The sequence below is a fragment of the Amycolatopsis vastitatis genome (genome assembly GCF_002234595.1).
Lineage (GTDB): Bacteria > Actinomycetota > Actinomycetes > Mycobacteriales > Pseudonocardiaceae > Amycolatopsis > Amycolatopsis vastitatis.
This window is the reverse complement of the sequence record NZ_NMUL01000021.1, coordinates 305501-327221: the sequence shown is the minus strand read 5'-3', so window position 1 is coordinate 327221 and position 21721 is coordinate 305501. Positions and strand designations below refer to the sequence as shown.

Here is a 21721-nt window from a genome sequence, read left to right as displayed (position 1 = left end):
AGGCTTCGCGATTCCGACAACAAATGTTGCCGTTTCCGGGACGAGCGGGTTTCCTGGAGACATGACGGACGCGATCACCCAGGCCCTGGCCGAGGTCGGACCCCGGCTCAAGCGGGTCCGCACGCAGCGGCGGGTCACGCTCGCCGACCTGTCGGCGGCGACGGGCATTTCGAAGAGCACGCTGTCGCGCCTGGAGTCCGGCCAGCGGAAGCCGAGCCTCGAGCTGCTGCTGCCGATCGCCCAGGCCCACCAGGTGCCCCTGGACGAGCTGGTGGGCGCCCCGGAGGTCGGCGACCCGAGGGTCCGCCTGACCGCCCGCCGCATCCCGCGTCACAACGGCGCGGCGATGACGGTGCTGCCGCTGACCCGCCAGCCGGGCGCACCCCAGGCGTTCAAGATGATCCTGGAACCGGAGACGGGCGAACCCGACCCGCAGGTCCACGAGGGCTACGAGTGGCTGTACGTCCTGTCGGGCCGGCTGCGCCTGATCCTGGCCGACCGCGACATGACACTGGGCCCGGGCGAGGCGGCGGAGTTCGACACCCGCCTCCCGCACTGGTTCGGTGCGGTCGGCGGCCGGCCGGCGGAGATCCTCAGCCTGTTCGGGAAACAGGGGGAGCGGCTGCACCTGCGGGCGAAGTCCCGCTAGCCGAGTTCGCGCTGCATCAGCAGGGTGTCGAGCCAGCGGTCGTGCTTGAACCCCACGCGCCGCAGCACTCCGGCGTCGGTGAAGCCGGCCGCCCGGTGCAGGTTGCGTGATGCCGGGCTGCCCGAGTCGACGATGACTGCGATCGCCTGCCGCGCTCCGGCGTCTCCGCACCGCTTCACCAGCTCGTCCAGCAGCCGCCGCCCGTGGCCGCGGCCGGTGGCGGCCGGTGCCAGGTAGATCGTCGTCTCCACCGAGTACCGGTACGCCGGCTTCGGGCGCCACGGCGCGGCGAGCGCGTAGCCGAGGATCTCGCCTTCTTCCGCGACGACGAGGAACGGCCACGCGCGCTCGCGGATCTTCGCGCGCCACTGGTCCGCGGTCGGCGGCGTGGTCTCGAAGGTGACGACGGAGTCGGTGACGTACGGCGCGAAGACCGCAGTGATGCCTTCGGCGTCGGCCTCCGTTGCTTCCTCTATAGTGGACATGATGAGTATTATAGAGGAATGATCGATCCGGGGATGCTCGGCCGCCGTCTGCACGACCTGCGCACCGGCCGCGGGCTCGCGTTGAGCGCCCTCGCCAAGGACGCCGGCGTCAGCGTCAGCATGCTGTCGGCCATCGAGCGCGGCGAAAAAACTCCCACTGTCGTGGTGTTGTCGCGAATCGCCGACGGCCTCGGGCTGTCCCTCTCGCGGCTGCTGGCCGACCTCGAGACCGACCGCGTGATCGTCCGCCGCGCCGCCGATCAGGAGCACATCGCCGAACCGGGTGGCTGGCACCGCACTGTGCTGACGCCGGTGGTGCCCGGCGTCAACTTCGAGTGGATCCGCACGACCCTGCCTCCGGGCTGCGACGCGGGCACGTTTCCCGCGTACGCCCCGGGTTCCCACGAATTCGTCGCCGTCGAGTCGGGCACGCTGTGCCTCGGTGTCGGCGAGACGGAGTACGTCCTGACGGCGGGCGACTCACTCTACTTTCCCGCCGACGTCGAGCATTCCTACGCGAACCGCACCGAAAACCCTTGCGCGTACCACGTCGCGGCGCTGATCATGCGGCCGCGCGAAAACCGGATGACACCGCCCCGGAAGGCGTGACACCCTCCGGGGCATGTTCCCCGTGACCGATAGCGCGACGTTCGCAGGCCTGTCCCTGCCGAGCGCCCTTTCGGCACGGCCGACCGGCGCTCGAAGCTGACCCTTCCCCGATTTCCCCGCCCTGGGCGCGAAACCGCCGGGGGAGGGTCGACGCGCTCCGCCCGGTTTCGCGCATTCTCTTTCCAGCGCAAGGAAAATCCATGACCAAGCAGCAGTACGTGCGGACCAAGCCGCACCTGAACATCGGCACGATGGGCCACGTCGACCACGGCAAGACCACCCTGACCGCGGCCATCACGAAGGTCCTCGCCGCCCACGGCGGGACCAACCGCTACGTCGCCTTCGACCGCATCGACCGCGCGCCGGAGGAGATCGAGCGCGGCATCACGATCAACATCGCGCACGTCGAGTACGAGACGCCGACCCGGCACTACGCGCACGTCGACATGCCGGGCCACGCCGACTACGTCAAGAACATGATCACCGGCGCGGCCCAGCTGGACGGCGCGGTGCTCGTGGTTTCGGCGCAGGACGGCGCGATGCCGCAGACCCGTGAGCACGTCGTGCTGGCACGCCGGATCGGGGTCGAGCACCTCGTGGTCGCGCTCAACAAGGCCGACCTCGCCGACGACGAGGACCTGCTCGACCTGGTCGAGCTCGAGGTCCGCGAGCTGCTGACGCGCTACGGGTTCGACGGCGACGCCGTGCCCGTGGTCCGGGTCTCCGGCCTGCGTGCCCTCGAGGGCGACCCGCTGTGGACCGGGCGGATCCTGGACCTGCTCGCCGCCGTCGACGAGCACGTGCCGATCCCGCCGCGGCGGCTCGACCTGCCGTTCCTGATGCCGATCGAGAACGTCCTCACCATCACCGGCCGCGGCACCGTCGTGACCGGCGCGGTGGAGCAGGGCACCCTCGCCGTCGGTGACGCGGTCGAGGTGATCGGGCTCGGCCCGGCGGTGACCAGCGTGGCCACCGGGCTCGAGACGTTCGGCAAGCCGATGGAGCGCGCCGAGGCCGGCGACAACGCCGCGGTGCTGCTGCGCGGGGTGAAGCGCGGTGAGGTCCGCCGCGGCCAGGTCGTCTGCCTGCCGGGCAGCGTCCGGCCGCACACGCGGTTCCGCGCGGACGTCCACGTGCTGTCGGCCGCCGAGGGCGGCAGGCGGACGCCGTTCGCGGCGAACTACCGGCCGCAGTTCCACTTCCGCACCAGTGACGTCGTCGGGGTGGTCGCCCTCGCCGAGGGCGTCACGGTCGTCCGGCCGGGTGAGGCGGCGGAGCTGACGGTGGAGCTGGGGCAGCCGGTCGCGATGAGCCCGGGCCTCGGGTTCGCCATGCGCGAAGGCCGGCTGACGGTCGCCGCGGGCACCGTGCGCGAAGTGCTCGACTGAAGATCGGGCTCGTCCCCGCTTTCTCCGGAGAGCGGGGACGAGCTTGACTCATCCGATCTTTTGCCTTTAGCTTGGGTCGCGTTCCCGATCCGCCGTCGGAAGCAGTGCTTCTGCCGTTGCGTGATAAGGGAGATCTTGTGGGAAGAGCGTTGAGCCGCCGCCGTGTCGTCGCCTGGGGAGCAGCGGGTGCCGCCGGTGCTGCCCTGCCATTGGCCGGATCTCAGGGGGCCGAGGCTGAGGAACTGTCGAGTGCGCCGGGCCGCTTCTTCGACGTCACGAAGTTCGGCGCGAAGGGCGACGGGCACACCATCGACACCGCCGCGATCAACCGCGCGATCGACGCGGCCGCCACGCGCGGCGGGACCGTGTACTTCCCGGCGGGGACGTACGCGAGCTACTCGATCCACCTCAAGAGCAACATCGCGCTGTACCTCGCGGCGAACGCGACGATCCTCGGCGCCGCCCCGGCCGGCGGCCAGGGCTACGACGCCGCCGAACCGGGCGCGGGCAACCCCTACCAGGACTTCGGGCACAGCCACTGGCACAACAGCCTGATCTGGGGCGAAAACCTGGAGAACGTCACCATCGAGGGGCCGGGCAAGATCGACGGCAAGGGCCTGGTGGCCGGCGGGAGCGCGGAATCCGCGCCGCTCAACGGGAACAAGGCGATCGCGCTCAAGCTGTGCCGCAACGTCGCGATCCGCGACATCACGATCGTCAACGGCGGCCACTTCGGCATCCTGCCCACCGGCGTCGACAACTTCCGCATCGACGGCGTCGTGATCGACACCAACCGCGACGGCATCAACATCGACTGCTGCAAGAACGTCCGGATCGCCAACACGACGGTGAACTCGCCCAACGACGACGCCATCGTGCTCAAGAGCACGTACGCGCTGAACCAGGTGCGCGACACCGAAAACGTCACCATCGACAACTGCTTCGTCAGCGGCTACGACCTCGGCACACTCGTCGGCGGCACGTTCAAGACCGCGGGCTACGGCCGCACCGGCCGCGTCAAGTTCGGCACCGAATCCAACGGCGGCTTCCGCAACATCGCGATCTCCAACGTGGTTTTCGAGCATTGCCGCGGCCTGGCACTGGAAACGGTCGACGGCGGCTGGCTGGAGGACGTCACGATCAGCAACCTGACCATGCGCGACGTCCAGATGCCCCTGTTCCTCCGGCTGGGCGCCCGGATGCGCGGGCCGGCCGGGATCCCGGTCGGGTTCCTGCGCCGCGTGAGCATCAGCGACGTCACGACCGTCGACGCCGACCCGCGTTACCCGTCGTGCCTCGCCGGCATCCCGGGCCACCCGATCGAGGACGTCAAGCTGAGCAACATCCGCCACCACCTGGCGGGCGGCCTCACCCCGGGTGACGCGGTGCAGAACCCGCCGGAGCTGGAAACCGCGTACCCGGAGCCGTCGATGTTCGGCACGCTCCCGGCGTACGGCTTCTTCGTGCGCCACGCCCGCGGCATCAGCTGGGACAACGTGGACGTGCGGTTCGGCAAGCCGGACACGCGCCCGGCGTTCGTCCTGCGGGACGTGACCGACGCGGACGTCCACCACTGCCGCGCGGACAAGGCCGAGGGGACGCCGACGTTCGTGCTCGACGGCGTGGACGACTTCCGCGTCAGCATCGGCCGCCCGGTGGCGGAGGCCCGGGTGGAGCACGCGGACCACCAGGAGCTGTAAGGGGTTCCGGCCGGGCCCCGGCGCCGCCGCGGGACCCGGCTGGGCCGGTCCTGGAGGGAATCCGACCTCACCTGTCGTGGCGATCAAGCTGTCGCGAACCTGCCGGCCCACGCGCTTTGCCACCGGTTCACTGGGGCCTCATGAACGCCCCTTCACCCGGTGGCCCGCCGTCTTCGCGGTGACCGCCGGGATTTTCGCCATCGTCACCACCGAGATCCGGCCGAGCGGCCTCCTCACGCCGATCGCGGCCGGGTTCGGCGTCTCGGCCGGGACCGCCGGCTGGACCAGCGTCCTTCCAAGCGACCATCTCCGCCGGGGCGCCGGCCGCCGGACCAGGCGTTCCGGTGAACGGAACGCCTGACTGTCGTCGGCCGTGGCCGCGGTGCGACGGTCGGGACATGGCTCCCGTGATGGCGGCGATCGTCGGCCCCGGCAACATCGGCACCGATTTGCTGGCGAAGCTGCGACGCAGTGAAGTACTCGAAGTCGGTTATGTGGTCGGTGTGGTCGAGTCCGACGGTCTCGAACGCGCCCGCGCCCAGGGCATCCCGGCCTCCGCGGAAGGCGTCGACTGGCTGCTGCGCCAGGACCCCCTGCCGGACCTGGTGTTCGAGGCGACGTCGGCGAAGGCGCACGCCGCGAACGCGCCGCGGTACGAGGAGGCGGGCATCCAGGCGATCGACCTGACGCCGGCGCACCTCGGCCCGATGGTGTGCCCGCCGGTGAACCTCGGCGCGCACCTCGAAGCCCCGAACGTCTCGATGATCACCTGCGGCGGGCAGGCCACGATCCCCATGGTGCACGCCGTTTCCCGGGTGGTCCCGGTGCCGTACGCGGAAATCGTCGCTTCGGTGGCTTCCCGCAGCGCCGGGCTGGGCACGCGGGCGAACATCGACGAGTTCACGCGCACGACGTCGCAGGCGGTGGCCGAGATCGGCGGGGCGGGGCGCGGCAAGGCGATCATCATCCTCAACCCGGTCGAACCGCCGATGATCATGCGGGACACGGTGTTCTGCGCGATCCCCCTCGACGCGGACCGCGACGCGATCACCGCGTCGATCCACGAGATGGCCGACGAGGTGCGCAAGTACGTCCCCGGCTACACACTGCGCGCGGACCCGCAGTTCGACGACGCACGCGAAGACTGGGACGGGAACGGGCGGGTCGGGATCTTCCTCGAGGTCCGCGGCAACGGCGACTACCTGCCCGAATACGCCGGAAACCTCGATATCATGACCGCCGCGGCCGCCCGCGTCGGCGAGCTGATGGCGCGCGCGAAGCAGGAGGTGCCGGCATGACACGCCCGGAACTGCGGCACGACGTCCGGATCATCGACACGACGCTGCGCGACGGCAGTCACGCGATGGCGCACCGCTTCACCGAACAGCAGGTGCGGGACACGGTGCGCGCCCTCGACCGCGCGGGTGTCGAGGTGATCGAGGTGACCCACGGCGACGGCCTCGGCGGCTCGTCGTTCACCTACGGCTTTTCCGCCGTCGACGAACTGAAGCTGATCTCCGCGGCGCGCGAAGAGGCGAAGCAGGCGAAGATCGCGGTGCTGCTCGTGCCCGGCATCGGGACGGCCGAGGACCTCCGGCGCGCCTTCGACGCGGGGGCCGAAATGGTGCGGGTGGCGACGCACTGCACCGAAGCCGACGTGTCGCCGCAGCACTTCGGGCTGGCGCGGGAACTCGGGATGGAGACCGCCGGGTTCCTCATGATGGCGCACCGGACCCCGCCGGAAGACCTGGCGAAACAGGCCCGGATCATGGTGGACGCGGGCTGCCAGGCGGCGTACGTGACGGACTCGGCCGGCGCGCTGCTGATGCACGAAGCACGTGCCCGCTTCGAAGCGCTGGTCGCCGAGGTCGGCGACACGGCGTGGGTCGGCTACCACGGGCACCAGAACCTCTCGCTCGGCGTCGCGAACTCCGTGCTGGCGTACGAAGCCGGCGTCCGCTACATCGACGGTTCGCTGTGCGCGCTCGGCGCGGGCGCGGGCAACTCGCCGACGGAGGTCCTCGCGGCGGTTTTCGACCGCCTGGAGATCGACACGGGCCTCGACGTCGCCGGCCTGCTCGACGCGGCCGAAGAGGTGGTCCGCCCGTACCTGCACCGGTGGCCGAAGATGGACCGCAACGCGATCGTCCAGGGCTGGGCCGGGGTCTACTCGAGCTTCCTGCTGCACGCGGAGCGCGCGGCGGAACGCTACGGAGTCCCGGCGCAGGCGATCCTGCGCCGCTGCGGCGAGCTCGCCCTGGTCGGCGGCCAGGAGGACATGATCATCGACGTCGCCGTGCAGCTGGCGGCCGAGGGATAGCGGTTCGGGCGGCGCCGGCGACACGGAAAGTTCGTTCGCACAGCCCCTGATCAGTCGTGACGCGCCGCGGCGGGTTGACCGGCCCCGCCGCGGCGGTGCGCCCCTTTGCGTCAGGCGGGTTCGCCGAACCACCGCCGAAGCGCCGCTTCCAGGCCGGCCGTCGAGCCGTCCTCGCTGGCCCAGGCGATGTGGCCGTCCGGCCTGATCAGCACTCCCGTCAACGCTGGTTCGCTGTCGCACTTCGCGGTCAGCACTCCGACCCGTCCGGCCCATCCGCTCGCCGTCTCGCGCAGGGCGGTGTTCTCGGTGAGGTCCAGCAGGAGCGCCTTGCCGTCCTGGAGGTGCTCGCCGAGCCGGGAGCCGTCGGCGAACGCGAAGTCGGGTGCGGCGCGGCCGGTGAGGTCGTGCTCGCCTTCGATCGGGTAGCGGTGCAGGACGCCGGAGAGCTTCTTGGCCAGGTACGTCGCGCCGTCGCCGGTGAGCAGCAGGTCCGTGACGACCTGGCGCAGCGCCTTGGTCCGCACGTCGCTGCGCATCAGCGCGACCTGTGCCCGGGTCCATTCGAGGACCCACTCGCCGATCGGGTGCCGCTCGGTCGTGTAGGTGTCGAGCAGGCCGTCCGGCGCCCAGCCCCGGATGGTCGCGGCGAGCTTCCAGCCCAGGTTGACCGCGTCGCCGATGCCGAGGTTGAGGCCCTGGCCGCCGAAGGGGGAGTGGACGTGCGCCGCGTCCCCGGCCAGCAGCACGCGGCCCAAGCGGTAGGTGGTCGCCTGGCGCGCGTTGTCCGTGAAGCGCGTCGCGCTGTGGACCTTCGTCACCCTGATGTCCGCACCGGACACCCGCCGGAAGCTGGCTTCGAGCTCGTCGGCGGTGACCGGGGCGTCGCGGTCCGCGGGTGGCCCGTCGAATTCGACGGTGAGCATCCGGCCGGGAGTTGGCCCGTGGACGTAGAGCCCGCCGGTGCCGTGCTGCCAGCCGGCGGGCAGCGCCTCGGCACCGGTGAGGTCGGCCAGTGCCTGCCGCCCGGTGACGGCGGGGTCGGTGCCGGGGAACTCGAAGCCGGCTCGCTTGCGGACGAAGCTGCGGCCGCCGTCGGCGCCGACGAGCCAGCCGGCGCGCACGGGTTCGCCCTCGGACAGCTGCACGGTCACGCCGTCGTCGCCGGCGTCGAACCCGGTGAGCTCGACGCCCCGCCGGATCTCGACGCCCAGTTCGGCCGCGCGGCCGGCCAGGATGGCCTCGACGGCCTGCTGCTGGATCACGACCACCCGGCCGGCGGGCCCGACGTCCCGGAAGGCGGGATCGTCGAAGTCGACGCCGGTCGAGGTGACCATGATCCCGGCGAAGTGCCCCACCGGGACAGCCTTCGGGCCGCCCCCGCCGCGTGATTCGAGGAACTTCTGGATCTGCGCGAAGTTCTGCCGCACGACCTCGTCCATCGCGGGCAGCAGCCCCCGGCGGTAGAAGGCTTCGGCCGTCGTCAGGTTGACCGACCCGGCCTTGATCGTCTGGTCCGGCTCGGGCAGCCGTTCGACGACGAGCACGTCCACGCCCGCCAGCCGCAGTTCGCAGGCCAGCATCAAGCCGACCGGTCCGCCCCCGGAGATCACCACATCCCTGTTCATGGCTCCGAGGATGCCGCAAAACTTGTACCTAGTCAAACTTTGTGTTCGGTCTATACTCGGCCCATGGCGGACCCCGGACTGCGCGAGCGCAAGAAGCAGGCGACGCGGCAGCTGATCTCGAACGTGGCCACGGGCCTGTTCATCCAGCGCGGCTTCGACGAGGTGACGGTCGCCGAGGTCGCCGAAGCCGCCGGCGTCTCCAAGATGACGGTGTTCAACTACTTCCCCCGCAAAGAGGACCTGTTCCTCGACCGGCACGCGGACCGGCTGGCGGAGCTGGTTTCAGTGGTGCGTTCCCGTCCGGCGGGAACGTCGGCTTGCGCGGCTCTGCGCCGTCACCAGCACGAACTGCTGGCGGCGGGCCACCCGTTGTCGGGCGCCATCGCGGGCGGTCCCGGATTCTGGTGGGTGCTCACCTCGAGCCCCGCGCTGATGGCCCGGTGGTACGAGCAGGAGCGCGAAATCGCGGAGGCGCTGGCGGAGGTGCTCACCGAGGAGACGGGCGAAGCCTTCCGCTCCCGCATGGTGGCCGGCCTCCTGACGACGGCGATCACGACGGTTTTCGCCCACGCGATGAGCCGGGTCCTCGCGGGGGACGACGCCACAGTGGTCCGGCGCGAGCAGGCCGCGGTCGTCGAACAGGCTTTCGACCTGGTGGAACACGGAGTGGACGGCTTCCCGGGGAAGCCGGGTTGACGAGACCGAAGGCTCCGGGCCGGCCCGTCAGCGAGTGATCCGGACGTTCCCGGAGCGCCGGTCAGCGGAGTGACTCCTTGGCTCCCTCGGCCACGGCCTCCGCCACGGCTGCCAGCGCGGGCGAGTCCAGCTTCCACTGCTGCCAGTGCAGCGGCACGTCGAGCGGCCGGTCCGGGGCCAGGTCCACCAGGGCGTCGCCGCGGGGAGCGGCTTGGAGCTCCGGGACCATGCCCCAGCCCAGGCCGGCCGCGACGGCGTCTACAAAGGACTCCGAGGCCGGGATGTGGTGGCGGACCATGGTGAACGTGCGGCGGCGGGTGAGGCCGCGCAGGAAGCGGTCCTGGAGGTCGTCCTTGCGGTCGAAGACGATCACCGGCGCGGCGGGGAGCTGGTGGGGGAGCGGGCCGGAAGACAGCCACCGGTCGACGAACGCCGGGGAGGCCATCGCGCGGTAGCGCATCCGGCCCAGGCGGTGGGAGGTGCAGCCCTGCACCGGGTGCGGGGCCGCCGTGACCGCCGCCATCACCAAGCCTTCGCGCAGCAGCGCCGCCGTGTGGTCCTGGTCCTCCCGCTGCAGGTCGAAGCAGACGCCGTGGGACTGGGGGAGCCGGGCCAGCGCCGGCAGGAACCACGTCGCCAGGGAGTCGGCGTTCACGGCGATCGAGACCGTCCGGGTGGCCGAGGACCCGAGGCCGAGCTCGGTCAGCGCGTCCTGCTCCAGCTGGGCCAGTGAGCGCGCGAAGCGGGCGACGACCTTGCCCGACTCCGTCAGCGAGACCGGTTTCGTGCGCAGCAGCAGGACCCGGCCGGTGCGCTGCTCCAGCGCCTTCACCCGCTGGCTGACCGCGGACGGTGTCACGTGCAGCACCGCGGCGGCCGCGTCGAAGCTTTGCTCGTCCACGACGGCGAGCAGCGTCTTGACCTGGTCGAGCGGCAGATCGGACATCACGAGCGCTAATCTTACGTAAGAATCTTTAGCTGGAGTAACATCGCCGCGGCGACCTACCGTGAAGACCGTGCTCGCTCTCCTCCTGGCCGGCTTCGGCACCGGCCTGTCGCTCATCGTCGCGATCGGCTCCCAGAACGCCTTCCTCCTGCAACAAGGCCTCCGCGGTGGCGCGGTGGCGCCGCTGGTGGTCATCTGCGCGGTGTCCGACCTCGTCCTGATCGGCCTCGGCGTCAGCGGGATCGGCGCCGTTCTCAAGCAGTGGCCGGCCGCGATCGGGGTCATCGCTGTCGGCGGCGGGATGTTCCTGCTCGGCTACGGTGCTATCGCCGCGCGGCGAGCGTTCCGGCCGTCGGTCATGACCGTCGGCGAGGAACGCACGCCGCTGCGCAAGGCGGTCCTCGCGTGCGTGGCGTTCACCTGGCTCAACCCGCACGTCTACCTCGACACGGTCCTGCTGCTGGGCTCGGTCGCGGTCGCCCACGGCGACGGGCGCTGGCTGTTCGGCGTCGGCGCCGGGATCGCCAGCGCCGTCTGGTTCAGCGCGCTCGGGTTCGGGGCGCGGAGGCTGGCCGGGGTCTTCGCCAAGCCCGTGGCCTGGCGTGTCCTCGACGTCCTGATCGCCGTGACCATGACCGGCCTCGGCGCGGCGATGCTGCTCGGCCGCGTCTGATCACCAGAGCCCTCCGCCCGCCGGGCGTTCCAGTTCCAGCAGGAACGCCTTGCGTTTCAGGCCGCCCGCGTATCCGGTCGGCTTTCCGCCCTTGCCGACGACGCGGTGGCACGCCACCAGGATGCTCAGCGGGTTCCGCCCGACCGCCGCGCCGACTTCGTGCGGCAGCCCGCCGACCGCCCGGGCCAGGTCGCCGTACGTCGCTGTCGAGCCGTAGGGGATCTTCGCGATCTCGGCCCAGACGGCACGCTGGAACTCGTCGCCCTCGGCCCGCATCGGCACGTCGAACTCCGTGCGCTGCCCGGCGAAGTACTCCTTCAGCTGACGAACGGCCTCGGGGAACGCCGAATCCTCACGCGTGCCGAACGCGGCACGGTCGGGCCGCGTCCAGTGGCCCGGGAAGTACAACCCGGTCACGACACCGCCGGATCCGACACCGCCGGATCCGACGCCGCCGGATCCGACGCCGCCGGATCCAACGCCGCCGGATCCGACGAGGGTCAGCGAGCCGATCGGGGAATCGACCACGGCGTGGTTCATCAGGCCTCCCAAGTGCTGCCGTCGGCCCGGGCGCCGCGCACGCCGGGCAACCGGAAATCCGCCAGTGCCGCGGTGAGGATCGTCCGATGTGGACTCCACGACGTCGACTGCCGCAGCCGCCGTGCCATTCCGGCCCAGCCCGCCGGCGTGGCGCTGACCACCCAGACGTCCGGCTCCGGCGCCGCGAACCGCCGGGCCTGGCGCAGCCACGACGCCGCTGTCTCCGGCCAGGTCACCGTCGCCAGCACCAGGCCGCCCCACGCCGACGCGATCCGTGCGCCACCCTCCCGCGACGCCGGGTCCGCCGCGGTGCCGATGACGATGTGGCGGGCCCCGCCGATCAGCCCCACGATCGCCTCGAGCTCGAGGGCGGTCATGTCGCGTCGTGGAACACGAGGCCGAGGGTGTGCCGGTGGCCCGAGCGGACCGCCGAGACGCCGTGGCGCACCGGGGCCGCCGACCAGCCGCGGACCGAGCGGACCGGCCGGTCGCGGGTGGTGAACACCAGGCCGTGGCCCCGCGGGATGAGGGTCGCCGTGCCGCGCGACTGGGCCCGCGGCCGCTGCTCCACCAGCAGGAACTCGCCGCCGGTGTGGTCGGTGCCCGGGTCGTTGAGGTTGATCACGACCTGCAGCGGGAACACCTTGTCGCCGTAGAGGTCCCGGTGCAGCGCGTTCCAGCCGCCCGGCTCGTAGCGCAGCAGGATCGGGGTGGGCCGCCGCTGCCCCGCGTCGTGGCAGACCGCCAGCCACTCGTCCAAAGTGGACGGCCACTCCGCCTCGCGGCCGAGCCGGGCGTGCCACTCCCGCGCGATCGGCAGCAGCCGCGGGTAGAGCGCCGTACGCAGCCGTTGGACGGGCTCGGGGAACGGCGCGGCGAAGTACCGGTAGTCGCCGTGGTCGCCGAAGCGGTGGCGCCGCAGGTTCACCGTCGCCCGGAAGTGTGACGGCTCGTCCCACAGCGCGATCAGCCGGGCGCATTCGGCCGAGGTGAGCAGCCGCGGCAGGAGCGCGCAGCCGTAGTCGTCGACCTCCGCCGCCACCGCGTCCCAGTCGGCCGCGGCGACGCGCTTTTCGAAGACCGTCACGCCGCCTCCATCGTCAGGAGGGTCCGCTTGGCTTCCTCGCCGCCCGCGTACTGGCCGTACGACCCGTCGGACCGCACGACCCGGTGGCACGGCACCACCACCGGCAACGGGTTGAGCGCGCACGCGGTGCCGACCGCCCGCACCGCCTTCGGGCTGCCCGCGGCCGCCGCGACCTGCGCGTAGCTTTCGGTGCGCCCGTAGGCGATCTCCGGCAGGTGCTCCAGCACGGACAGGCGGAACCCGCGGGCCAGCCGGAAGTCCAGCGGGACGTCGAACGCACGCCGCCCGCCCGCGAAGTACTCGTCGAGCTGCCGGACGACCGCGTCGAGCCGGGCGGGCGCCCGCAGGATCCGCGGGCTGATCGCCTTCGCCAGCGCGGCGAGCACGGCCTCGTGGTCCTGGCGGTCGAAGGCCACCTTGACCAGGCCCTGCTCGGTCGCGGCCAGCAGGAGCGACCCGACCGGGGTGTCGACGGTGTGGTAGGCGACGTCCAGCAGCCCCTCCCGGGAAGCGGCTTCGGTGAGCCGCTCGTGCAGGCGGTCCGGGAGGACTTCGTAGGACACCGGAAGCGACGCGATGATGTCGATCATGAGTGCGCTCCTTCCAAGGGGTAGGTGGCCCGCAGGGCTTTGATGCCGTCGGCGGCCGCCCGGCGGGCGGCGTCGGTGCTGCCCCCGGTGATCTCCGCGATCTCGCGGTAGGGCAGCCCGGCCAGGTAGTGGTAGGCGACGGCGGCACGCTGCTTGTCCGGCAGCCTCGCCAGCGCCTCCCACAGGTCGCCGTCGCGGGTGTCGGCGTCGCCGGGCCGGTCCGGGATCTCGCCGACCGGAACCGGCCGGCGCGCCTGGGCGCGGGTGACGTCGACGGCCTTGCGGTGCGCGATCGTGACGAGCCACGCCTGGACGTTCGCGTCGGCGGGTAGCCCGGGGTACGCCTTCAACGCCGCCAGGAAGGTCTCCGACCAGGCGTCTTCGGCGTCGGCGGGGCCGAGCACGGCCCGGCAGACCCGGAGGACCATCGGCCCGTGCTCGGCCACGATCTGCTCGAACGGTTTCACGATCACACCCTGTAGACGTCCGGGACCGCCGGAACGTGAGATCAGATTTCGGCGGTGCCGGTCACGACGGTCGCGCCCTGTTCGTCGGACTCGTGCACGCCGGACGTCAGCCCGGCCGCGGCGAGGATCCGGCCCAGCACCGGCGCCTGCCGTTCACTCGACTCGATCAGCACGGTTCCGCCCGGAGCCAGCCAGCGTGGCGCGCCCGCGGCGACCCGGCGGGCGAGGTCGAGGCCGTCCGCGCCGCCGTCGAGCGCCACGAGGGGCTCGTGCAGCCGGGCCTCCGGCGGCATCGTCGCCACTGCCTCCGACGGGACGTACGGCACGTTGGCCAGCAGGACGTCGACGCGGCCGCTCAGCGAAGCCGGCAACGCGTCGTAGAGGTCGCCCTGGTGGACGCGGGCGCCGGGGAGGTTCACGCGGGCGCACTCGACGGCGGCGGGTTCGACGTCCGCCGCGTACAGCTCACGCGGCCGCACCGCCGCGGTGAACGCGGCGCCGAGCGCACCCGAGCCGCAGCAGAGGTCGAGGACCACCGGGTCCGGTGGCGCGAGCGAAACGGCGACGTCGACCAGGAACTCCGTGCGGTGCCGGGGCACGAACACCCCCGGCCGCACGACGACGCGAAGGCCGTGGAACTCCGCCCAGCCGAGCAGGTGCTCCAGCGGGAGCCCGGCGACCCGGCGCTCCACCAGCGAGTCGAGCTCGGCGGGGGTCGAGGCGGCCGCGACGAGGAGGTCCGCCTCGTCCTCGGCGAACACGCAGCCCGCGGCGCGCAGCCGGGAGACGACAGCAGGAGTGTCCAGCAAGGGACCGAGCCTACAAGACCTGCACCGCGTCCCCGACGTTCAGCCCGTCGAAGAACGCCGCCGAGTCGGTGCCGGCGAGGTGGACGCAGCCGTGCGAAGGCGCGTCCAGCGGCCCGGCGTGGAACGCGATGCCGCCGGCCGCGAAGAACACCGAGTTGGGCATGTCGGTGCCGTAGACGCTGCTGCGGTGCTCGCGGTCCTTCCACACGACGTGGAACGACCCGGCCGGCGTCGCCTCCTCCGGCGGCCCGAACCCGGCCGGGACCGGGCCGTGCACGACCCGGCCGTCCCGCAGCAGCCAGGCCAGCCGCTGCGCCAGGCTCACGCAGGCGCCGGTGGTGACGGCGCACGGCGGCGCGGGCGGTGCCGTCGGTGCCGTCGGTGCTGTCGGTGCTGTCGTCGTGGGCGGTGCCGGACGGCTCGTGGTGGTCAGCGGGACCGGTTCCGCGATCGGGCTCGGCGTAGTGGTGTGCGGCGCCGCGCAGGCCGCCGTGACCAGCACCGACCCGAGCAGGGTCACCACCCCGGTTCCGCGCATCCCGTTTCCTCCTCGCCGGGGATCCTCCCGGAGAGCAGTACGGATGAGCGGCCCCGGAGGTTGCGCCGGACGGGTACCCCCGGCTGCGAAAGGCGAACCAGGACCGGAAGACCGGATAGGGCAGGATGTCCGGATGATCCTTTGCCGTGCCTTCGGAGCCGTGCTGGCCGCCCTCACCGGGCTCGTCGTGTTCGCCGGGCCCGCCTCGGCCCACACCGAGCTCGTGTCGAGCTCGCCGGCCGAAGGCGCTTCGCTCGCGACGGCTCCGACGCAGATCCAGCTCACCTTCGGTGAGCCGGTCACGTTGCCGCCGGACCCGGTCCGAGTCGTCGGCCGCGACGGCGCCAGGTGGCGGCTCGGCACGCCGTCGGTGGCGGGCGGGGTCGTGACGGTGCCCGTGACCCCGGCGGGCGGGGCCCAGGCCTACACCCTGACCTGGAAGGTCGTCGCGAAGGACGGCGACAACGTCACCGGCAGCCTGAGCTTCAGCCTCACTGCTCCGGCTTCCGCTCCGGCCACGCCGCCGACGCCCGCCGCGGCCGCGCCCGCCGCCGTCGACACCACAGTCATCCCCGGCTGGGTGTGGATCCTGGTGGCGGTCGCCGCCGTGCTCGCGGCGGGCGTCGTGTTGCTGCGCGTGCTGAAGGGCCCGAAGCGCTGAACCGGCTATGGTCCACTGTGGACGATCAAGCTTTCCCGGGCTAGCCCGATAGGGCAGGTTTCCGCCCGAACACGGCCACGCTGGGTACCGTGGAGGGCAGGGGGACCGGGGAGTGGCCGGTGACCGGCCCGTCCGTGTCCGCGCCTACCGGCCGCGCACCCGGGAGGAGAACCCCGATGACCGCCACCACGGACACCCCGCGCCTGCCGTTCGACCGGCCGAACGTCCTCGAGATCGCCCCGCTGTTCGAGGTGCTGCGCCGCCGGGGACCGGTGGTCGCGGTGACCACCCCGGCGGGCGACCCGGCCTGGCTCGTCACCGGGTTCGAGCAGGTCCGCGACGTGTTCACCGACCCGAGGTTCGGCCGCTCGCACCCGGCCCCCGAGGAGGCGTCGGCGCTGTCGGACGCGGCCATCCTCAGCCGCCCGCAGGGCGACCACGAGACCGAGCACGCCGAACACGCGCGGATGCGGCGGCTGCTCGTGCCCGCGTTCTCCGCCAACCGCATCCGCCGGCTCGCCGGTCACGTCCAGGAGTTCGCCGACGGCTGCTTCGACGCGATGGAGCGGGCCCGGCACCGGGACGAGCCGGTCGACCTGCACGAACACCTGTCGTTCCCGCTGCCCGTGCTGGTGATCTGCGAGCTGCTCGGCGTCCCGTACGAAGACCGCGACACCTTCCGCGTGCTGTCGGAGCGGATGGGCCGGATGGACATCGGCGACGGCGCGGACGCGGCGCTCGACGAGTTCGCCGGGTACATGAGCCGGCTCGCGGCGGCCAAGCGGCGCGAGCCCGGCCAGGACGTCGTCTCCGACCTGGTACGCGCCCAGGCCGACGACCCGTCCTTCGGCGACGACGACGTCGCCCGGCTCGCCGCCGGCCTGCTGTTCGCCGGCCACGAGACGACGTCCAACCGGATCGACCTCGGCGTGCTGTACCTGCTCACCGACCTCGCCCGGCGCGACGCGCTGGCCGCCGACCCCGAAGGCCGCGTGCACGGCGTGGTCGAGGAGATCCTGCGGCTGGCCGCGCCGAGCGGCCTCGGTGTCCTGCGCTACGCGCACGACGACGTCGAGCTCGGCGGCGTCACCGTCGCCCGCGGCGACGCGGTGATCCTGGCGCTCGGAGCCGCGAACCGGGACCCGGCCGTGTTCCCGGCCGCGGAGACGTTCGACCCGGAGCGCAAGCCGAACTCGCACGTCAGCTTCGCCTACGGCGGCTGGTTCTGCATCGGCGCGAGCCTGGCCCGCACCGAACTGCGGGTCGTGTTCGGTTCGCTGCTGCGCCGGTTCCCCGGGTTGCGGCTGGCCGCGCGGGTGGATGAACTCCGGATCCGGACGAACCGTGTCACCGGGGGAGTGGACCGCGTGCCGGTCCTCTGGTAGACCAACGGCGTTCGCTAGTGGAGGAAAAACGTGACCCTGTGGGAAAAGCTCGGGATGGACGACAAGCTCGTCAAGGTGCTGAAAGAGATCCCGCCTGGACCCGACGCCGCCGACTTCGGCCGGGCCTACGTCACGATCCACCAGCTGGCCGTCGAGCTGGACCAGCGGTTCCCCGAGGTGCGCACCCAGCTGGACGTGCCGCTGGGCGGCGGCGCGACCCGGCACGCCGGTCTCGTCGAGCTGCTCGGCAAGGAGCTGGTGGACAAGATCAAGCGCTACGGCGACGTGTACCCGATCGAGGCCGCGCAGCTGTCGTCGGTGCGGTTCCGTGAGCTGCGGCTTCGCGGTCCCGGTGGGCGGGACCTGGTCGGCGCGTCGAAGAAGGACCTGCCGTTGATCCGCCTGCGGCCGAAGGACTGAGAGAGGTGCTCGCCCCGCCGGTCCGGGTCCTCGTGGCCGACCGCGACCCGGCGGTGCGGGCCCGCGTGGGCACGATCCTCGGCGAGGCGGACGGCATCGAGGTGGTCGGCTCGGCCCCCGACGCGACGGCGGCGCTGGTCACCCTCCGGCGGCGGCTGCCGGACGTGGTCCTGCTGGACCTGCGCCTGGGGATGCCGGTGCAGGAGCCGGTTTCCCGGCGTTCCGCGGTCGTCGTGCTCGCGACGTTCGACTCGGATGCGGGAATCCTGCGCGCGCTGCGGGACGGCGCGGCCGGGTTCCTGCTGCGCTCGGCCCGCCGGAACGACCTGGTCAAGGTGGTCCGCCTGGCCGCGGACGGCCACCTGGTGCTGTCTTCCGACGCGACCCGGCGGCTGGTGTCGGCGGCGACGCGGTTGTCCGGCCCGCGCGACGAGCGGCTGGCCCGGGTGGACCGGTTGTCGGGCCGGGAGACCGACGTGCTCGCCTGCGTCGGGTCGGCGCTGACGAACACCGAAATCGCCTCGCGGCTCGGGCTGCCGGAGCCGGTGGTGCGCGACTGCGTCGCGCGGGTGGTGCGCAAGCTGGGGTGCGCGCACCGGACGGCGGCGGGATTGCTGGCGTACGAGCGCGGGTTGTGCCGTCCGGGTGTCGAGCTGTCATGAACGACTCTTTCCTGTCGTCCGGCGACAGGAAAGAGTCGTTCATGACAGGACTGCCCGCCGTCAGAAGCCGGCGAGGCCGTCCGGCACGCCGACACCGGTCGGGGCGTCATAACCCGGGCCCGCGACGCACAGGTAGTCACCGCCGCACTTCTGGCCCGTGCCCGTCCGGTCGTTGCTGCCCGTGGTGATGTCCACGAACCGGTCCGCCCGCGCGTAGAAGTCGGCGGGCTGTGTCGTTCCCGCGTGCCCGGAACGGCCGATCAGGCCCGCGATGAACGGCGCCGAGGCGCTGGTGCCGTTCACCGAACGCCAGCCACCCGCGTCCGAGAAGGGGATGGCGATGTCTTCGGCCACCGCCGCGACGTCCGCGACCGTGCGTTTGCCGCAGTGGGTGTCCTTCTGCCACTTCGGTTTCGCGATGTAGGCCGAGCAGCCGCTGCCACTGCCCGACCATGTCGATTCCGTCCAGCCCCGCGGCGAGTCCGGGTCGCGGGCCAGCGAGGTCCCGCCGATGGCGACCACCGAGGCCAGCACCGCCGGGTAGCTCGCCGCCGTGAAACCGGTGTCGCCCGAGGACGCCACCACCGTGACACCCGGGTGCTGGTAGTGGCTCGCGAAGGAGAGCGGGACACCGCCTTCCCTTGCGCCGTAGCTGTTCGACACGACCTTCGCGCCCAGCCGGACCGCTGTGTCCTCCGTCTCCGCCAGGTCGGCGAAGCCGGGCGAGTTGCCTTCCACGACGACGATCCGGCACGACGGGCACGCCGCCGACACCATCGAGACGTCCAATGTGGACTCCAGTGCCCAGCCGAAGTCGGCGGGCGGCAGGGGAGCCGCCGCGCCCTGCTGGTTCACCTTCCGGAAGCAGCCGTTCGCCGAGGTGCACGGCGGCAGCCCGTACTGCGCCCGGTAGGCGGCCAGGTCTGCCTCCAGGTTCGGGGCGTCGTAGGCGATCGAGATGCCGACGACGGTGTCCGGTCCCGGCTCGCCAGGCAGCCGGTAAGCCGACGCCAGGTCGTCGGCACCCCAGCCGGCCGGGCCGTCGGCCAGGGTGCGGGCCGCGCCCGACGTGTACGTCGTGAGGCAGCGCAGCAGTCCCGGCCCCGGGTCCGGGCACGCCGCGCGGGACACCGGCGCGGCGGCCGCGGCCGGCGTGGCCACGCCGGCCGCCACGACCACGGCGGCGAGCACTCCCATCCAGCTCTTGTTCACAGTGGAGATTCCTCTCAGGACACGTAGAGGTGGTAGGCGGCGGTGATCGTCTCGGCGATCGTCGCCCCGGCGGCGTCGGAGGCCGTGACGCGCAGGGAGACGTCGGTGCCGCGGTACGCCTCCGTCGTCGCGGTGAAGTCCGCGTGGAAGACGCCGTCGCCGCGGGCGGTGACGGTGGCGTCCTGCCAGGTGGAGCCGTCGGTCGAGTACTGGACCGTCGCCCCTGTGCTCGCGCTCGCGGCGCTCTGCTGCAGGTGTCCGACCGTGAGGTCCAGTCCCTGCGGACCGGACACCGTGGACCCGTCCGGCCGGAGCCCGCCGACGGCGTACCCGAGCGTCATCAGGGGTTCGACCGCGCAGGACCGATCCGGTCCGTCGTCCCCGCGGCCGCAGTACAGCGCCTTCGGGAGCGTCACGCCCTCGACGTGGTGCGACTTCCACGTCCACTCCGTGTGGGTCGCGGTGCTTTGGCGGTACATCGGGCCCGTGCGGCCCGCGTCGACCGTCAGCCCGAGCGTCGAGGGGCCGGAGCCGACCTCCTGCATGAGGTCGACGGTGTAGGCGCCGTTCCACGGGGTGCCCTCGGCCAGGGTGGTGCCGTCCTGGGTGAGCCGGTAGTGCCCGGTGATGGTGTCCCGTGCCTCGCCGGAGAACCCGAAGCCGGTGTGGCCGGGCTGGTTGTCGCTGAACGGCGTGATCGCGAACCGCACGAAGTCGCCGGCCCGGGTCGCGCCCGGCAGCGTGTAGATCGACGCGTCGTCCAGCGGAAGCAGCGCCGTCTCGCCCGCCGGGTGCAGCGGGAACCGGTTCCAGTCCTCGGTGAGCGACGAGCCGCCCTGGTAGCGGTGGAACGCCTCGTGCTGACCGCCGGCCCAGCCGGGGAACGACCCCGGGCCGGGGACCAGGTACTTGGCGATCCCGCCGAACCACATCAGGTCGGGGGCGGCCGAGACGTACTCGGTCTGCCTGCGCGGCAGGTCGATCGGGTGGGCGGCCCGGCCGCCGAAGGTCTCGAAGGTGAACATGCCGCTGCGCTGGCGCAACCCCTGCGTCGCGTACTCGCTGTAGTAGGTGGCGTTCACGGTGGCGATGTCCTTCGCCGTGATCACGTACCGCTGCTGCGGAATCGTGCCGATGGCGGCCTTCTGCAGCACGTATTCGTACGGCGTGCCCGGCCCGGGCGGGGACACGAGCCTGCTGTACGGGTAGGTCTGCAGCGCCCCGGTGCGCACCGGGACGGCCGTCGGGGAGACCGAGATCGGCACGCCGGGCCCCGCGTCGAAGTCGATCACCTGCGCCGGTCCCGTCTTCGCGGCGCGGCGGAACTGGAACCCGTTGTCGTCGAGCAGTGCCGGACGCGGGGTCACCCAGGTCACCTTGCTGGAAGCGCGTTTCGCGTCGACGCGGACGGTCGTGTCCGCGTTGACCGCGAACTCCGGCTGCGCGCTGAACCGCATCTCGGTCGGGTTGCCGTCGGCGTCGGCGGTCCAGAAGACGCCGTACGCGCTGTAGTTCCCGTCGGGCACGCTGAACTTGGCCGTGCCGCCCGAGAAGTAGTTCAGGGATTCGTCCAGGTCGAGGAGGTTCCCGTCGTCGGTGTTGTACAGGAACGCCATGCCGATGTCGGCGGGCTTCCCGTCGATGCCGGTGGCGTCGACCGACACCGTGCGCATCACCGACCGCGGCTGGACGGCTTGCCGCTTCGGTGCCCCGGAGAGCGCGAAGGTCGCTCCACCGGCGAAGAGTCCCTGGCCGCCGAAATGGCCGCGCGCGTTGTCCTCTTTGAACTGCTTCGCCAGAGCGGCGCCGAAGGTCTGGGTGTCGACCGGGACCCGAGCGCCGGCCAGGAGGGCCTTGACGTCGAACAGGCTCAGGTCCAGCCCGCGTCCGAGATAGGGGAGCGCGGTGCCGGGGACCTCGTAGTCACGGTCGCCGAGCCGCAGGTGCACCAACGCCCGCGCCATGCCCTTCTCGGCGGCCGGCCGGATTTCATAGGTGTCGCGGCCGTCCGCGGTGGTCCGGACGGTGACGCGGTCGGCGGTGACGAGCGTGGCGGTCGCCGTGGGAGCCGGGGCGGTCGCGGCGACCGCGGGCGGCGGGGCGAGCCCGGTCAGGCCGGCCTGGCCCGCAAGCAGGACGCTGACGATGGACAAAGTTCTTCGCACTGGCACCTCCGTGTGATGGTTGATCACCACTACCGACGAACCAGTTGCCTTGACCGTTGAGAAGCGTTCGCGATCTTGCCGGAATTACGCCGAT

25 protein-coding genes are annotated in these 21721 nt (G+C 72.1%); 13 read left to right on the top strand and 12 right to left on the bottom strand.

Going from position 1 to position 21721, the window contains the following annotated elements:
- Nucleotides 1-61: 61 nt before the first annotated feature.
- Nucleotides 62-649, top strand: a complete 588-nt coding sequence (locus CF165_RS22020) for a helix-turn-helix domain-containing protein (RefSeq protein WP_093949400.1) — start codon at nucleotides 62-64, stop codon at nucleotides 647-649.
- Here the strand turns inward: CF165_RS22020 and CF165_RS22015 are convergent.
- The gene (locus CF165_RS22015; protein ID WP_093949399.1) at nucleotides 646-1134 is read right to left on the bottom strand and encodes a GNAT family N-acetyltransferase; all 489 of its coding nucleotides are present in this window, start codon (nucleotides 1132-1134) and stop codon (nucleotides 646-648) included. The genes CF165_RS22020 and CF165_RS22015 overlap by 4 nt on opposite strands.
- Before the next feature lie 18 nt (nucleotides 1135-1152).
- Between CF165_RS22015 and CF165_RS22010 the strand changes: the two genes are divergently transcribed.
- The 6 genes from CF165_RS22010 (at nucleotide 1153) to dmpG (ending at nucleotide 7151) form a co-directional block, all read left to right on the top strand.
- The gene (locus tag CF165_RS22010; protein WP_093949398.1) at nucleotides 1153-1743 is read left to right on the top strand and encodes a helix-turn-helix domain-containing protein; all 591 of its coding nucleotides are present in this window, start codon (nucleotides 1153-1155) and stop codon (nucleotides 1741-1743) included.
- A gap of 200 nt (nucleotides 1744-1943) precedes the next feature.
- The gene (gene tuf, locus CF165_RS22005) at nucleotides 1944-3131 is read left to right on the top strand and encodes an elongation factor Tu (protein WP_093949397.1); all 1188 of its coding nucleotides are present in this window, start codon (nucleotides 1944-1946) and stop codon (nucleotides 3129-3131) included.
- A 209-nt stretch (nucleotides 3132-3340) separates the two neighbouring features.
- Nucleotides 3341-4831, top strand: coding sequence for a rhamnogalacturonidase (locus CF165_RS22000; protein ID WP_093949396.1), 1491 nt, complete (start codon nucleotides 3341-3343; stop codon nucleotides 4829-4831).
- Nucleotides 4832-4907: 76 nt separating this feature from the next.
- Nucleotides 4908-5192: an MFS transporter gene (locus CF165_RS53655; RefSeq protein WP_093949395.1), complete on the top strand. Its 285-nt coding sequence runs from the start codon at nucleotides 4908-4910 to the stop codon at nucleotides 5190-5192.
- Between the two features lie 37 nt (nucleotides 5193-5229).
- Entirely contained in the window at nucleotides 5230-6129 is a 900-nt protein-coding gene (locus tag CF165_RS21990; RefSeq protein WP_093949394.1) for an acetaldehyde dehydrogenase (acetylating), read from the top strand.
- A complete protein-coding gene (dmpG, locus tag CF165_RS21985; RefSeq protein WP_093949393.1) occupies nucleotides 6126-7151 on the top strand; it encodes a 4-hydroxy-2-oxovalerate aldolase in 1026 nt (341 codons plus the stop codon). Before CF165_RS21990 ends, dmpG begins: the two co-directional genes overlap by 4 nt.
- A 110-nt stretch (nucleotides 7152-7261) precedes the next feature.
- On the opposite strand, the gene CF165_RS21980 is transcribed toward dmpG, so the two are convergent.
- On the bottom strand, nucleotides 7262-8776 hold the full coding sequence (locus CF165_RS21980) for an FAD-dependent monooxygenase (RefSeq protein ID WP_093949392.1): 1515 nt from the start codon (nucleotides 8774-8776) through the stop codon (nucleotides 7262-7264).
- Between the two features lie 63 nt (nucleotides 8777-8839).
- Here CF165_RS21980 and CF165_RS21975 point away from each other — a divergent pair, with 63 nt between their 5' ends.
- On the top strand, nucleotides 8840-9472 hold the full coding sequence (locus tag CF165_RS21975; protein ID WP_093949391.1) for a TetR/AcrR family transcriptional regulator: 633 nt from the start codon (nucleotides 8840-8842) through the stop codon (nucleotides 9470-9472).
- Nucleotides 9473-9533: 61 nt separating this feature from the next.
- Here CF165_RS21975 and CF165_RS21970 read toward each other — a convergent pair whose 3' ends face one another.
- Nucleotides 9534-10418: a LysR family transcriptional regulator ArgP gene (locus tag CF165_RS21970; protein WP_167441537.1), complete on the bottom strand. Its 885-nt coding sequence runs from the start codon at nucleotides 10416-10418 to the stop codon at nucleotides 9534-9536.
- 70 nt (nucleotides 10419-10488) lie between these two features.
- On the opposite strand from CF165_RS21970, the gene CF165_RS21965 reads away from it, so the two are divergent.
- The gene (locus CF165_RS21965) at nucleotides 10489-11091 is read left to right on the top strand and encodes a LysE/ArgO family amino acid transporter (protein WP_093949460.1); all 603 of its coding nucleotides are present in this window, start codon (nucleotides 10489-10491) and stop codon (nucleotides 11089-11091) included.
- On the opposite strand, the gene CF165_RS21960 is transcribed toward CF165_RS21965, so the two are convergent.
- Genes CF165_RS21960 through CF165_RS21930 form a run of 7 tightly spaced genes read right to left on the bottom strand, consistent with a single transcriptional unit; the run spans nucleotide 11092 to nucleotide 15122 of the window.
- Complete coding sequence (locus tag CF165_RS21960) at nucleotides 11092-11631, bottom strand: methylated-DNA--[protein]-cysteine S-methyltransferase (RefSeq protein ID WP_167441534.1); 540 nt, start codon at nucleotides 11629-11631, stop codon at nucleotides 11092-11094.
- A complete protein-coding gene (locus CF165_RS21955) occupies nucleotides 11631-12008 on the bottom strand; it encodes a type 1 periplasmic-binding domain-containing protein (protein WP_093949389.1) in 378 nt (125 codons plus the stop codon). Before CF165_RS21955 ends, CF165_RS21960 begins: the two co-directional genes overlap by 1 nt.
- Nucleotides 12005-12718, bottom strand: coding sequence for a 2OG-Fe(II) oxygenase (locus tag CF165_RS21950; RefSeq protein ID WP_093949388.1), 714 nt, complete (start codon nucleotides 12716-12718; stop codon nucleotides 12005-12007). The genes CF165_RS21955 and CF165_RS21950 overlap by 4 nt, the downstream gene beginning before the upstream one ends.
- Nucleotides 12715-13308 carry a methylated-DNA--[protein]-cysteine S-methyltransferase gene (locus tag CF165_RS21945; RefSeq protein WP_093949387.1) on the bottom strand — a complete coding sequence of 198 codons (594 nt, stop codon included), beginning with the start codon at nucleotides 13306-13308 and terminating at the stop codon, nucleotides 12715-12717. The genes CF165_RS21950 and CF165_RS21945 overlap by 4 nt, the downstream gene beginning before the upstream one ends.
- Nucleotides 13305-13781, bottom strand: a complete 477-nt coding sequence (locus tag CF165_RS21940) for an RNA polymerase sigma factor (RefSeq protein WP_093949386.1) — start codon at nucleotides 13779-13781, stop codon at nucleotides 13305-13307. Before CF165_RS21940 ends, CF165_RS21945 begins: the two co-directional genes overlap by 4 nt.
- Nucleotides 13782-13816: 35 nt before the next feature.
- Nucleotides 13817-14581 (bottom strand): putative protein N(5)-glutamine methyltransferase, encoded by a 765-nt coding sequence (locus tag CF165_RS21935; RefSeq protein ID WP_093949458.1) that lies wholly within the window; start codon nucleotides 14579-14581, stop codon nucleotides 13817-13819.
- Between the two features lie 13 nt (nucleotides 14582-14594).
- Nucleotides 14595-15122, bottom strand: coding sequence for a L,D-transpeptidase (locus tag CF165_RS21930; protein ID WP_093949385.1), 528 nt, complete (start codon nucleotides 15120-15122; stop codon nucleotides 14595-14597).
- A 133-nt stretch (nucleotides 15123-15255) separates the two neighbouring features.
- Between CF165_RS21930 and CF165_RS21925 the strand changes: the two genes are divergently transcribed.
- From CF165_RS21925 to CF165_RS21910, 4 genes are all read left to right on the top strand, one after another.
- Entirely contained in the window at nucleotides 15256-15783 is a 528-nt protein-coding gene (locus CF165_RS21925; RefSeq protein ID WP_093949384.1) for a copper resistance CopC family protein, read from the top strand.
- 176 nt (nucleotides 15784-15959) lie between these two features.
- Entirely contained in the window at nucleotides 15960-17168 is a 1209-nt protein-coding gene (locus tag CF165_RS21920; RefSeq protein WP_143268626.1) for a cytochrome P450, read from the top strand.
- 30 nt (nucleotides 17169-17198) lie between these two features.
- The gene (locus CF165_RS21915) at nucleotides 17199-17588 is read left to right on the top strand and encodes a hypothetical protein (RefSeq protein ID WP_093949383.1); all 390 of its coding nucleotides are present in this window, start codon (nucleotides 17199-17201) and stop codon (nucleotides 17586-17588) included.
- Nucleotides 17589-17593: 5 nt separating this feature from the next.
- A complete protein-coding gene (locus CF165_RS21910; protein ID WP_093949382.1) occupies nucleotides 17594-18250 on the top strand; it encodes a response regulator in 657 nt (218 codons plus the stop codon).
- Nucleotides 18251-18310: 60 nt separating this feature from the next.
- Here CF165_RS21910 and CF165_RS21905 read toward each other — a convergent pair whose 3' ends face one another.
- Nucleotides 18311-19462: a S53 family peptidase gene (locus tag CF165_RS21905; RefSeq protein WP_240521718.1), complete on the bottom strand. Its 1152-nt coding sequence runs from the start codon at nucleotides 19460-19462 to the stop codon at nucleotides 18311-18313.
- Between the two features lie 14 nt (nucleotides 19463-19476).
- On the bottom strand, nucleotides 19477-21627 hold the full coding sequence (locus CF165_RS21900) for a hypothetical protein (protein WP_240521717.1): 2151 nt from the start codon (nucleotides 21625-21627) through the stop codon (nucleotides 19477-19479).
- Nucleotides 21628-21721 lie beyond the last annotated feature (94 nt).

Excerpts from the sequence above, each read along its gene's own strand:
- CF165_RS22020 (WP_093949400.1), top strand. The coding sequence starts at position 62 with ATGACGGACGCGATCACCCAGGCCCTGGCCGAGGTCGGACCCCGGCTC.
- CF165_RS22015 (WP_093949399.1), bottom strand. The coding sequence starts at position 1,134 with ATGTCCACTATAGAGGAAGCAACGGAGGCCGACGCCGAAGGCATCACT.
- CF165_RS22010 (WP_093949398.1), top strand. The coding sequence starts at position 1,153 with ATGATCGATCCGGGGATGCTCGGCCGCCGTCTGCACGACCTGCGCACC.
- tuf (WP_093949397.1), top strand. The coding sequence starts at position 1,944 with ATGACCAAGCAGCAGTACGTGCGGACCAAGCCGCACCTGAACATCGGC.
- CF165_RS21990 (WP_093949394.1), top strand. The coding sequence starts at position 5,230 with ATGGCTCCCGTGATGGCGGCGATCGTCGGCCCCGGCAACATCGGCACC.
- dmpG (WP_093949393.1), top strand. The coding sequence starts at position 6,126 with ATGACACGCCCGGAACTGCGGCACGACGTCCGGATCATCGACACGACG.
- CF165_RS21980 (WP_093949392.1), bottom strand. The coding sequence starts at position 8,776 with ATGAACAGGGATGTGGTGATCTCCGGGGGCGGACCGGTCGGCTTGATG.
- CF165_RS21975 (WP_093949391.1), top strand. The coding sequence starts at position 8,840 with ATGGCGGACCCCGGACTGCGCGAGCGCAAGAAGCAGGCGACGCGGCAG.
- CF165_RS21970 (WP_167441537.1), bottom strand. The coding sequence starts at position 10,418 with ATGTCCGATCTGCCGCTCGACCAGGTCAAGACGCTGCTCGCCGTCGTG.
- CF165_RS21960 (WP_167441534.1), bottom strand. The coding sequence starts at position 11,631 with ATGAACCACGCCGTGGTCGATTCCCCGATCGGCTCGCTGACCCTCGTC.
- CF165_RS21955 (WP_093949389.1), bottom strand. The coding sequence starts at position 12,008 with ATGACCGCCCTCGAGCTCGAGGCGATCGTGGGGCTGATCGGCGGGGCC.
- CF165_RS21945 (WP_093949387.1), bottom strand. The coding sequence starts at position 13,308 with ATGATCGACATCATCGCGTCGCTTCCGGTGTCCTACGAAGTCCTCCCG.
- CF165_RS21930 (WP_093949385.1), bottom strand. The coding sequence starts at position 15,122 with ATGCGCGGAACCGGGGTGGTGACCCTGCTCGGGTCGGTGCTGGTCACG.
- CF165_RS21925 (WP_093949384.1), top strand. The coding sequence starts at position 15,256 with ATGATCCTTTGCCGTGCCTTCGGAGCCGTGCTGGCCGCCCTCACCGGG.
- CF165_RS21920 (WP_143268626.1), top strand. The coding sequence starts at position 15,960 with ATGACCGCCACCACGGACACCCCGCGCCTGCCGTTCGACCGGCCGAAC.